This window comes from Calditrichota bacterium, assembly GCA_016867835.1.
GTDB lineage: Bacteria > Electryoneota > AABM5-125-24 > Hatepunaeales > Hatepunaeaceae > VGIQ01.
The window spans coordinates 1-11,837 of the sequence record VGIQ01000027.1 but is presented as its reverse complement, the minus strand read 5'-3'; the positions used below and the strand labels follow the sequence as shown (position 1 = coordinate 11,837).

The window sequence follows — 11,837 nt, the reverse complement described above, 5'->3', positions numbered from 1 at the left end:
ATTGCTTGCCTACTTTATTAAGACCGCCGCTTAATATCCTTGCAGGATTCGTTCATACTCGATATCGGTCGCCGAATTCGTAACTTACGGAGCGCGGCTGACCTTACACAGGACGAACTGGCCGGTCGCGCCGATCTGACCGACGGCTTCATCAGCCAGGTGGAGCGTGGTCGGACGTCGCTCTCGATCGATAGTCTGAAGCAAATCCTCGACGCGCTCAATATCTCGCTGGCCGAGTTCTTCCGCGACGTCGAGCCGGTGCGGGTTACCTTCACCTCGCGCGATCAGGCCGAGATCGAGGATGGGGAAGGCAATCTGGCGCTGCTCGTTCCGGGAGCGACCAACCGCCGGATGGAGCCGGCGCTGCTGCACCTGCCGCCGGGCGCGTCATCGGCACTCCGGTCGCCCTATCAGGGGGATGCCTTCGGCTACCTTGTTCAAGGCCGGGCGGTGCTGCTGTATGGGACGGATCAATTCAAGGTGCGGGCGGGGGACTGTTTCTATGTCACCGCCGATCGCGAGCATCGGATCGGCAATCCTTATCGCGCGAAGGCGACTCTGCTTTGGGTCACATCTCCGCCGAACTTTTAGCATACACCACAGCAGGGTTGCCGGAGCGCTTCGGCCCCGCGTGAACGCGGCATCAGCGGCCGCGCACGATTCGTTCTTCTAACCCATAGGGGGCTATCTGAGTTGGAAATGCAGGCTTTGGGACGGCAGTTGATGGTGGAATACCACGGCTGCTCGAGCACCCTCCTCGACGACGTCGATCACGTTCGGCGTTCGATGCTCGAGGCGGCAAATGCCACCGGCGCTACGGTGGTGGGGGAGATCTTCCACCGTTTCAGCCCCTGGGGGGTGAGCGGCGTTGTGGTAATCGCCGAGTCGCATCTGGCGATTCATACCTGGCCGGAATATGGCTATGCGGCGGTCGATCTCTTCACCTGCGGCAGCGACATCGACCCCTATCGCGGGTTCGATGTGCTGCGCCATGCCTTCGGCGGAGGTCGCTTTGAGGTGCGCGAGTTCAAGCGCGGACAGATCGCAAATTCTGGCCAGCCGCTCTATCACAAACCCCTGCCTGCCGTCGCGGCCGCCATCGAAGTCTAAAGGTGGCGCTGAAGGTTCCCAACCGCTATCTGCTCGTCGCCGGAGCCGGGGATGCGGCCACCTCGCTCAATGCCTTCGACCGGGCGCTGATCGCTTCCGGCGCGGGCAATTTCAACCTCGTTAAGGTCACCAGCATTATGCCGCCGGGCGCGGTTCCGGGCCGGATCGACTCGATCCCGCCGGGGATGATCGTCCATGCGGCGCTCGGAAGCCACACCTCCCGGCACAAGGGCGGTCATATTGCGGCAGCCGTCGCGATCGGTCTGCCGGTCGATCCGACCCAGCCTGGCGTCATTATGGAGGGGCACTTTGAAATGGAGGCGGACGAAGCCGAGCGTCTCGTCCGGTCGATGGCTGAGCAAGCCCTTCGCGATCGCCGTTCGGAGATCCTTCGCGTTGAGAGCGTCTCTGCCGGGCATCAGGTCGTCGATCATGGCGCGGCGCTGGCGGCAGTGTTGCTCTGGCACGAGGAGTAATAGTCCGGACTCTCTTCCGACTACTTTCACAGGACTTGGACTCACTACGAATTGACCACCTCATCGACCCCCGGCCGGCTCTGGTTCACAGAGTATCACACTCCTGACTTTGGCATAACCTTCCGGGTCCGCGAGACGCTGGCGCGGCGGGTGAATGCCTTTCAAACCGTCGATATCCTGGACACGGTAGAGATGGGTCGGATGCTGGTCATCGACGGCCTGGTGATGACCTCCGAGCGCGATGAAGCGCCCTACCACGAGATGCTGGTGCACGTTCCGATGTTCGCTCATCCCGATCCCAAGCGAGTCCTTGTGATCGGCGGCGGCGACGGCGGGTCGCTGCGGGAGATCGTCAAGCACAGGAGCGTGGAGAGAGTGGTTCAGGTCGAGATCGACAACGATGTCGTTGAACTGTGCCGCGAGTATCTGCCCGGAATAGCGGCGGCCTATGACCATCCCAAGGTCGAACTGGTGATCGGGGATGCCATTGCGGCGCTGAAAGATATGAAAGCGGAGTTCGACGTGATTGTGGTCGATGGCTCGGACCCGGTCGGTCCGGCCGAGGGGCTCTTTGGGCGGCCTTTTTTCACCGACTTACGGGACGCCCTGAGTGAGGGCGGGCTGGCAGCCGGGCAGATCGGGTCGCCCTTCCTGTCGGGACCGCGCGTAACGGCAACGATCGGTCTGGTGCGCGACATATTTGCCGACGGCGCGCTCTATCTGGCGCACACGCCGACCTATCTGCCGGGGCTGTGGAGTTTCTTTGCCGCGGCGAAGGAGGGGAACTTCCCGCGGTCGGCTGACAAAGTGAGATACAGCACTTTCTCTGCGCCACTGCGCTATTATAATGGTGATATTCACGAGGGTGCCTTTTGCCTCCCGCAGTATGTTCGGGATATTTGCGGGGCCGGCGGGCAGCCCTCCGGGCGGCCTTAGAAGCAGCGGGATGAGTATGCGTTTCCTGGGAGCACTCTCGGAGCATGGCAAGGGCGGCGCGGCGCTTATAGGTGCGCCGTTCGACGGCACGGCCTCCTACCGCGCCGGTGCACGGTTCGGGCCGGCGGCTATCCGCGAGGCTTCGTCAAGCCTTGAGACCTATAGCCCGTTCCTTGACGCGAGTCTCGACGATTACGATTATATCGACCTCGGCGACCTCGAACTGCCGCCCGGATCAGCCGGCCGGACGATAGACTTCGTCGCCGATAGCATTCGTGATATTTTGAAGCGAGGGATGAAGCCGCTCCTGATCGGCGGAGAGCATACCGTTTCGCTTGGCGCCGCCAAAGCGCTCCTCGAAGTCCACCCCAACCTCACCTTCCTTCAACTCGACGCCCACACCGACCTGCGTGACGAATACCTCGAAGAGAGATTTAGCCATGCAACCGTCATCCGGAGGTTGATGGATACGATTCCGGCCGACCGGATCATTCGGTTCGGCATTCGATCCGGGACGCGCGAAGAACTGGTCGGCTCCGGACTGGAACTGCCGCTTGGCCTTGAAGGCGGTCAGCGGGATGTCGAGCGGGTCATGCGCCAACTACCGGCGAAGGGGCCGATCTATGTGACGATAGACCTCGACGTCTTCGATCCCTCTCTTGTGCCCGGTGTAGGCAATCCTGAACCGTTCGGGATCACCTATCGCGAGTTCATCCAGATCGCCCGCATCCTGTCGCGCCTTAATGTCGTCGGCGCGGACGTCGTCGAATTGGCGCCCCACTACGACTCGTCGGGGGTCTCTTCGGTTGTTGCGGCTTCTGTGGTGCGGGAACTCTTCCTAGTCCTGCTGACCAGCCGGTCATAGCGACACCGGGCTTATCCCTTCGAACCAGCGATAACGTAGCGCCAGCATCTTGCTGGCTCCGGCCAGCCGTCAGGATGGCGGCGCTGCGGCTAAACCCGCGGAGTAAGTGCTTCCATCAGTTATCCCTGGATGGGGCTTCTCCTTTTCCTCACCCGCCGCGTCTCTGCCTCCGGCGCTCGCCGGAGTGATCTGCTCGCTTCCGTTCTGCCTGCCGTTTTCGTATTATGTTAGGCAGATGTCGTCTTACTACTACTACCGGGGATCATCCTTGGGGAACTTCGGCGGCGGGTTGACTCCGGCTGTTCGAGGCCTCCTGACGGCTAATGTCGCCGTCTTCCTGCTGCAGATGGTTCTCTCTTCGGAATTCGAATATACCTTTGGTTTGACGCCGGCGGCGGTCTGGGTGCGACGGGCGATCTGGCAGCCGGTGACCTACATGTTCCTGCACGGCGGCCTGATGCACCTCCTCTTTAACCTCCTCGTGCTCTGGATGTTCGGGAGCGCGCTCGAGGGAGTCTGGGGGAGTGCTTTCTTCCTGCGCTACTATTTCATCGTCGGGATAGGCGCCGGACTCTCCAACGCCCTCCTTACGCCGTCGTCAGAGGTCATCATCATCGGCGCGTCGGGAGCGATGTATGGGCTGCTGGCAGCCTACGGACTACTCTTCCCGAACAACATCATCTATTTCTACTTTCTCTTCCCCATCAAGGCGAAGTATCTGGTCGCCATGTTTGGGATCTTCGAGTTCATATCGTCGCTGCGGCCCGGAGCCAGTCCTATCGCGCATGTTGTTCACCTGGGGGGGATGGTGATTGGAGTGCTCTACCTGACCCGCGACCGGCTCGTCCGGAGGATGGCGCGGTCAGTGAAGAACTGGCAGCGCGAGCGCGAGCAAGAACGCTACACACATAGACGCAGCGAAGAAGACCGCCTCCGCCGCGAGGTTGACGACCTGCTCGACAAGATCAACGAGGTCGGGATGGAGAACCTTACCACGTGGGAGCGGCGCCGCCTGCGCGAAGCGAGCGAAATCCTGAAGCAGATGGAAGAGCGGGGGTGACTAAGGACTACGGTCAGGTATTAGGGGGCGTTTCATAGTTGCCCGCGTAGCGGCGGATTCCAATCCGCCAATCAAATGTGCTCCAATCTCCTCGTCGGGCGATTTGGAATCGACCCAACGCGACCATCCACAAGCGGAAGGGGCAACTATAATATGTCCGGATTATTAATGGGTGCAGTATCATCTTGTTTTGTCCTCCCGCTGAGCGGGGGGACAACAGGGGGGTAGAAGTGCAAACCCATATTGCCCCCCCTTTTATTCCACCACCCGCGAAGCAGTGGGGAGAAGACAAGAACTAACTGCACCAAGTAGTAATAGAAAGGGCGGACAGGACTGTCACAGGACAAGCCGAAGGCGTAGTCAATGTCCGCCCTCCAAGTCAACCCATATCAGCACTGATTAATAATGCCTGAAGAACCCCGTCCCTTCAATATCGACAACCGCGTTCAGGAAATCCTGAAGGAGCAGGTTCAGCCCGACCCCGACGAGTATGGCGCGCCTCCGGGAGGACGGTCTTTCGAGCCGTCGGTTGAGGAAATCCGTTTCGACACCAAGCCGTCGGAACTGATCGACTACCTGAAGTCCTACATCGTCGGTCAGGATTCTGCCATCGAGGTAGCCGCGACGAAGATATGCACCCATTTCCACCGGATGCGTCTCGAACGCGAGCACCCCGAACTGCCGCGCATCGTCGGTCACGTTAAGTCGAATCTCCTTCTGGTCGGCCCGACCGGGGTTGGGAAGACCTACCTCATCAAGTTGATAGCACATAAATTGCGGGTGCCGTTCGTCAAAGGCGACGCGACCAAGTTCAGCGAAACCGGCTATGTCGGCGGCGACGTCGAGGACCTCGTGCGCGACCTCGTCCATCAAGCCGGCGGGAACATCCCGCTCGCTGAATACGGCATCATCTACATCGACGAGATCGACAAGATCGCCTCGGCTGGCAACTGGTTCGGCCCCGATGTCTCGCGCAGCGGCGTGCAGCGCAACCTGCTGAAACTGATGGAAGAGACGGAGGTCGATATGAAGGTGCCGCACGACCTCGCCAGTCAAATGGAAGCGGTGATCGAAACCCAGCGCACCGGTAAATCGGTGCGCAAAAAGGTCAACACCCGCAACATCCTCTTTGTGATGTCAGGCGCCTTCAACGGCTTGACCGAGATTATCGCGCGACGACTCAAAAAAGGCGGAATGGGCTTCACCGGTGTCGAAATGGCTTCCCGTGAGGACGCGCGCAACCTGCTCACGCGGCTTCATCCGCAAGACCTGACCGATTACGGCTTCGAGTCGGAGTTCGTCGGGCGGATTCCGGTGATGGTGACGATGAGCGACCTCGACGAGGAAGGCTTGTTTGGCATACTGAAGAACCCCAACAGCGCGGTGGTGCAGGGCAAACGGCGCGACTTCGCCGCCTACGGCATCGACCTCCAGTTCGACGACGATGCGCTCCGGTTGATTGCGTCCGAAGCGCACCGGAGAGGCTCCGGCGCGCGCGGTCTGGTTGGCGTTGTGGAGCGAGTCCTCCTGCCCTTTGAACGGTCGCTGCCGGGGGTCGGCGTCAGCCGGCTGCGCGTAACTTCAGAACTCTATCACCAGCCGGAAGAGGTCTTGCAGGCGATGCTCCCGGCCGCTTTGGTGGAGCAGTTCTGCCGGAGGTTCGTCGCGCGCAGCGGCATCCGCCTCGAGTTCACCGACGGTGCGATCCGCACCGCCCGGGATATGGCGCGGGCAGCAGGCGAATCCCTCGATCGGTTCCTTGAGGGAATCCTAAAGGACTATGAATACGGGCTTAAACTGGTAGGCAAATCGGCGCTTAATATCACCTCCGAATTACTCGAAGACGCTCCCGGCTACCTCGACCGGTTGGTGAAGAGAGCCTATCGCAGCCGGCAAAGTTAGTGTTCACGCCACTGTTCCATCGGATCTGAATTCCAGAGCCGCCTGTGCCGCAGCCAGCCGGGCTATCGGCACCCGGTAGGGCGAGCAGGAGACATAGTCGAATCCGAGGTGGTGGCAAAAGACGACCGATCGCGGATCGCCGCCATGCTCGCCGCAAATGCCGACCTTCAGCGTTGGGCGCGTCCGACGCCCACCTGCAACGCCCCATTCCATCAACTTCCCGACGCCCGCCTTATCGAGCGTCTGAAATGGCTCATCCTCAAGGATGCCGTGCTCCAGGTAGAAAGGTATGAAACCCTTGGAGTCGTCGCGGCTGATGCCGAGCGTCGTCTGGGTGAGGTCGTTGGTTCCGAACGAGAAGAACTCCGCGACAGCCGCGATCTGGTCAGCGATGATGGCAGCACGGGGCAGCTCGATCATCGTCCCGACGAGGTAATCAATCCTGCGTCCCTGGGCGGCAAAGACCGCTTCGGCGACATCTCGCACAATCCTCACCTGCGCTTCGAGTTCGGCTCGAAAACCGACCAGCGGTATCATGATCTCAGGATGCACCGCGACACCCTCCGACGACGCCTCGACGGCCGCTTCGAGGATTGCCCGCACCTGCATCGCAGTGATCTCGGGGAAGACGATCCCGAGCCGGCAGCCGCGATGGCCAAGCATCGGATTGGCTTCGTGTAATGCCTCGATTCGCGCCCGCAAACGCTCGACAGAGAGACCCGAGTGCCGGGCTACCTGCTCGATATCGGCGTCGCTGTGCGGTAAAAACTCGTGGAGCGGCGGATCGAGGGTGCGGATCGTAACCGGATGATCGTCCATCGCCCGGAAGATGCCTGCGAAGTCTTCCCGCTGCATCGGCAGGAGTTTGTCCAGCGCCGCCTTGCGTCCGGCTTCGCTTTCAGCGAGAATCATTTCCCGCACGGCAGCGATCCGGTCGCCGCCGAAGAACATGTGTTCGGTCCGGCAGAGCCCGATCCCCTCGGCGCCGAGAGCCCGCGCCGCATCGGCTTGATCGGGCTGGTCGGCATTGGTGCGGATGCGCAGTCGCCGCTCGCTGTCGGCCCACGACATAAGTTGTGCAAAGGCGTGGTATATATCCGACCGCTCGGGCGCAAGCGATCGCCCGATCAGCACTTGAACGACTTCTGAGGCGATGGTCGCCAATTTCCCCGCTATCACCTCTCCGGTGGTGCCGTCGATGCTGATGAAGTCGCCTTCGCGAAGAGTGTTCACCCCGGCTCTCAACACTCCTGCCGAATAGTCGATTTTTAGCGCATCGCAGCCGGCGACGCAGACCTTGCCCATCTGACGCGCCACCAACGCCGCATGGGAGGTCATCCCGCCCCGCGCCGTAAGGATGCCGTCGGCAGCGTTCATTCCCTTGATGTCTTCGGGCGAGGTTTCGATCCGCACGAGGATCGCCGGTTCGCTTTTAGCACTAAGTGCGACGGCTTCGGAGGCTGAGAAGGCGATGCGCCCTGACGCCGCGCCGGGCCCGGCGTTAAGTCCTCTGGCGAGCATTCGGCCCTCCTTGATCGCCGCTGCCTTCTGGACTGGATCGAAGACCGGCCTGAGGAGTTGATTCAACTGGTCGGGCTGAACCCTAAGGAGCGCTTCCCGCGGCTGAATGAGACCTTCGTTCACCATTTCGACCGCGATCTTCACCGCTGCGACGCCGGTTCGCTTGCCGGCGCGGGTCTGGAGCATCCAGAGGCGGCCTTTTTGAATCGTAAACTCAAAATCCTGCATATCGCGAAAGTGAGTCTCAAGGGTCGCACGCACCTCGTCCAATTGCGCATAGACGGGCGGCATTTCAGCAGCCAATTCGACGATCGGCTTGGGCGTCCGGATTCCTGCGACGACGTCTTCGCCCTGGGCGTTGGTGAGATATTCACCGTAGAACTCGCGCGCACCCGATGCCGGATTGCGGGTGAAGGCGACGCCGGTGCCGGAGTCGTCGCCCATATTGCCGAAGACCATTGCTTGAACGTTGACCGCTGTGCCCCAGTGTGCCGGGATGCTGTTGAGGCGGCGATACTCGACCGCCCGATCATTCATCCAGGAATGAAAGACCGCGCCGATCGCGCCCCAAAGTTGCTCCCAGGGGTCTTCCGGAAAACGAACGCCCTTGCGGTCGGCAATGATCTCCTTGAACCGGTCAACAAGACGACTCAAGTCCTCAGCCATCAGTTCCGTATCGTGCTTTACGCCGCGGGAAGACTTGGCTTCGTCGAGGGCTTCCTCAAACGGGTCGGCTTCGCGGTCGGAAGCGGCTTTGACCCCGAGAACGACGTCGCCATACATCTGCACGAAGCGGCGATAGGAATCCCATGCAAAGCGGGGATTGCCGGTTCGGGCTAAGAGTCCTTTGATTGTGGCGTCATTCAGTCCTAAATTGAGGATCGTGTCCATCATTCCGGGCATTGAGGCGCGCGCGCCCGAACGGACACTGACGAGGAGCGGCCGACTTGTATCTCCGAAGTTGTCGCCGATAATCGCTTCAACCTTTGCCATCGCATCCCGGACAAACTCCTCCAGACCCTCAGGGTAGCCTCCCGTCTCCATGTGATGGGTGCAGACTTCGGTGGTAATGGTGAACCCGGGTGGAACCGGCAGACCGATGTTGGTCATCTCGGCGAGGTTGGCGCCCTTGCCGCCGAGCAGATTTTTCATATCGGCGCGGCCTTCGGCCGATCCAGCGCCAAAGAAATAGACGAACTGGTTGCTCATAATGCCTGTTGTGTTATGCCCGGAATTTCCGGGAGGGTAGCAGTAAACCTGCAAAATAGCGCCTCGCTGCCATTATGGCAAGCGAAAACCGGATCCAGACACCCCCGTCATCGGTGTTAAGGCACCCGGCGGTTTGTCTGAGACATTTTAATCGCCCAATTCAGACTTGCCCGTTTGGTCTATCCCACTTCATTACAGGAACCTCCATCAACCGCGACGCCGTCAATTTCATCCTTATCATCGCCCTGCTGCTAACCCTTCCAGCCTGGGCTTTTGGCCTCTGGACGCGCCTGAAGAGCCACTTGCACATCCTGCAACTTGAAGACTATAGCCCGGTGCGGCTGGGGCAGTTCCTTTGGAAGCGCAGGCGGGTCTGGCTTCCCGGCTGGGATCTCGTCGGCGTGATCATGGTGATTGCAGCGGCGACGGTGCTCGAGATGCACTGGTCAGCCGGCAGGGATAAGAGCCTCCCCCTTGGAGATATCAATTCGACATTACGACTCTTGCTCGCTGCTGGACTATTCGCTTACGCTCTGTTCCTTGCGCTGGGAGCGCGTGGTATGCGCAAGAGACTGCGCAGCGCCCGAAAGCCTCTGGTGATGACGGCTCGGGCGCGGCGAATTCTGCTCGCCGGGACCGGGCTGGCGGTGACCGTCTTCCTCGCGCTCATTGCGAGTCCACTCACGCGCTGGCTCGGCGGCGCCGAGATCGTCTTCACGATGCTCTTTATGGAGCGGATGGCGGGACTATGGCTGGCTGGTGCAGTGATGGCCCTTGAGCCGTTTGAGGCGCTCTCCCGGAGACGCTACCTGAGCGAGGCGCAGCAGATCGTCAAAGATGTCCGTCCGTTAGTGATCGGTGTAACCGGCTCCTATGGCAAGACCGGCACCAAGGAGTTGCTTTCGGCGATGCTCTCAGCGCGCTACAACGTCTATCGTCCGCCCGGCAGTTACAATACCCTGATGGGTGTAACGCGTGCCATCCGGGAAGGTCTTCGTCCTTATCATGAAGCCTTCGTAGTCGAGATGGGCGCCTATCGGAAAGGCTCGATAGCGAATGTCTGCGACCTCGTCCAGCCGCAGCACGGCATCATCACGGTCATCGGGATTCAGCATCTCGAGCGGTTCGGATCGCAGCAGGCGATAAAGGAAGCGAAGTCGGAACTGATCCGCGCGTTGCCGCCGGACGGGGTGGCGGTCTTGAACGGCAGCGACCCGCTCAGCCGGGAAATCGGTGCAGCGCATCGGGGGGAGGTGATATGGTTCGAGGTGGGAACTGACGAGGTAAGGGGAGGAGGGAATGGGGAAGGCCGAACCGCGACTGTGCAGGCATTCGACCTAAAAGTGGGACCGGGGGGCACGACCTTTCAACTACGGTTCCCGGATGGTGAAGTCGTGAGTACGCACCTGTCGCTGTTGGGACGCAGCGGAGTTGCCAATGCGACTGCTGCGGCGGCATTGGCCGACCGGCTCGGCATCGCACGTCGCGACATCGTCCAAACGCTTGCCAACATGCCGCCAGTCCGGCACCGTCTGGAACGACGCCCCGGCGAGAACGGCATCACTATCATCGACGACGCCTTTAATTCCAATCCTACTGGCGCCCGGGACGCACTCGAAGTCCTCTCGATGGCCACCGGCGGCAAACGAATTCTGGTAACACCGGGCATGATCGAACTCGGCCCGATGGAAACAGAGGCTAATCGTACCCTTGGCCGGCAGGCAGCCAGCGCCTGCGACCTGGTGCTGCTCATCGGCGGCAGGCGGACGAATCCGATCCGCGACGGCTTGATCGAAGCCGGCTTCCCCACGGCAAACATCCGGACCGCCATGACGCTCCCGGAGGGCTTGGAGCAGATAAAGCCGCTCCTCCAGTCGGGCGATACGATGCTCTTTGAAAACGACCTGCCGGATCAGTATGAGGGATTGTAACGGGGAAATCGTCACATCGTCACAATTTGCGAGTATCTGATGGAAGGATAATGAGATACGGTGTGACGGAAAAGTGATGGAAGGTGCTGGGACGAAGTGATCGAGTGCTCAAGTGCTCGAGTTTGTTAGGCTCTCAAGTAGAAGTGCAGGACTCCCCCGTCACTTCAGCACCACCACCTTCCGCAGCAAGCGCCGCCCGCCGGATTCGAACTTGATCAGATAGACCCCCGGCGCGTTCACCGCGCCTTCGCCGATTGTTATCCGGCTTTGACCGGCAGTCAGTTGAATACGCCGCGACCAGACCTCCCGGCCGCGGACGTCGAACAGCGCCAATGAAGCGGCGCCAATGGTGGGGGCAGTGATGGCAACCTCCGCGCGGTCATTGAAGGGGTTGGGGAAGATATCAAGAGTCAAATCTCCGGGCACAAAGGCGCCGCCTTCACCCCTAACATCCAGAGAGTTTTCAACCCTCACAAACCAAATCTGGCTGTCCAGTTCCGCTTCCTGACGGGCAAAGGCAGTCACGACATACCTGCCGGTGTCTTGAAATGAAATGGACAAAGTGGACTCGATGGACATAGTGTCGGCTTCATTCAGCGTCCACCAGAACTCGATAGAGTCGTTGTTGGCATTGAAGGGAATTAATTCGAAGGTCGTTTCCTGACGCGGCTCGAGGGAGATTTCAGCGAGATTCGGCTCAAAGGCGCGGATGACGCCGCGCACCTGAATCGCCCATTGGACGGAATCTGCCGGCACCGGATCGACGTTGGGATCGAAGACCTTGGCTTTCAAGGCATAGCCACCCGTCCGGTCGAACGCGTAGGACC

Annotated in this window: 10 protein-coding genes; 8 read left to right on the top strand and 2 right to left on the bottom strand. The window is 60.4% G+C overall.

From position 1 onward, the window contains the following. The first annotated feature begins 39 nt into the window (after positions 1–39). From FJY67_04580 to FJY67_04550, 7 genes are all read left to right on the top strand, one after another. Complete coding sequence (locus FJY67_04580) at positions 40–591, top strand: helix-turn-helix domain-containing protein (GenBank protein ID MBM3328739.1); 552 nt, start codon at positions 40–42, stop codon at positions 589–591. 108 nt (positions 592–699) lie between these two features. After that, entirely contained in the window at positions 700–1,110 is a 411-nt protein-coding gene (speD, locus tag FJY67_04575; GenBank protein ID MBM3328738.1) for an adenosylmethionine decarboxylase, read from the top strand. 2 nt (positions 1,111–1,112) lie between these two features. Then, positions 1,113–1,586, top strand: a complete 474-nt coding sequence (locus tag FJY67_04570) for an arginine decarboxylase, pyruvoyl-dependent (GenBank protein MBM3328737.1) — start codon at positions 1,113–1,115, stop codon at positions 1,584–1,586. Between the two features lie 51 nt (positions 1,587–1,637). Continuing rightward, positions 1,638–2,522 carry a polyamine aminopropyltransferase gene (gene speE / locus FJY67_04565; GenBank protein ID MBM3328736.1) on the top strand — a complete coding sequence of 295 codons (885 nt, stop codon included), beginning with the start codon at positions 1,638–1,640 and terminating at the stop codon, positions 2,520–2,522. Next, entirely contained in the window at positions 2,434–3,387 is a 954-nt protein-coding gene (gene speB / locus FJY67_04560; GenBank protein MBM3328735.1) for an agmatinase, read from the top strand. Before speE ends, speB begins: the two co-directional genes overlap by 89 nt. A gap of 106 nt (positions 3,388–3,493) precedes the next feature. Continuing rightward, complete coding sequence (locus tag FJY67_04555) at positions 3,494–4,447, top strand: rhomboid family intramembrane serine protease (protein ID MBM3328734.1); 954 nt, start codon at positions 3,494–3,496, stop codon at positions 4,445–4,447. Between the two features lie 405 nt (positions 4,448–4,852). Further along, the gene (locus tag FJY67_04550) at positions 4,853–6,349 is read left to right on the top strand and encodes an AAA family ATPase (protein ID MBM3328733.1); all 1,497 of its coding nucleotides are present in this window, start codon (positions 4,853–4,855) and stop codon (positions 6,347–6,349) included. Between the two features lie 3 nt (positions 6,350–6,352). Here the strand turns inward: FJY67_04550 and FJY67_04545 are convergent, their stop codons facing one another. Beyond that, the gene (locus tag FJY67_04545; protein ID MBM3328732.1) at positions 6,353–9,079 is read right to left on the bottom strand and encodes a pyruvate, phosphate dikinase; all 2,727 of its coding nucleotides are present in this window, start codon (positions 9,077–9,079) and stop codon (positions 6,353–6,355) included. Between the two features lie 74 nt (positions 9,080–9,153). Between FJY67_04545 and FJY67_04540 the strand changes: the two genes are divergently transcribed. Continuing rightward, a complete protein-coding gene (locus FJY67_04540; GenBank protein MBM3328731.1) occupies positions 9,154–11,010 on the top strand; it encodes a UDP-N-acetylmuramoyl-tripeptide--D-alanyl-D-alanine ligase in 1,857 nt (618 codons plus the stop codon). 159 nt (positions 11,011–11,169) lie between these two features. On the opposite strand, the gene FJY67_04535 is transcribed toward FJY67_04540, so the two are convergent. Then, on the bottom strand, positions 11,170–11,837 hold a 668-nt coding region (locus tag FJY67_04535; protein MBM3328730.1), incomplete at its 5' end, for a T9SS type A sorting domain-containing protein.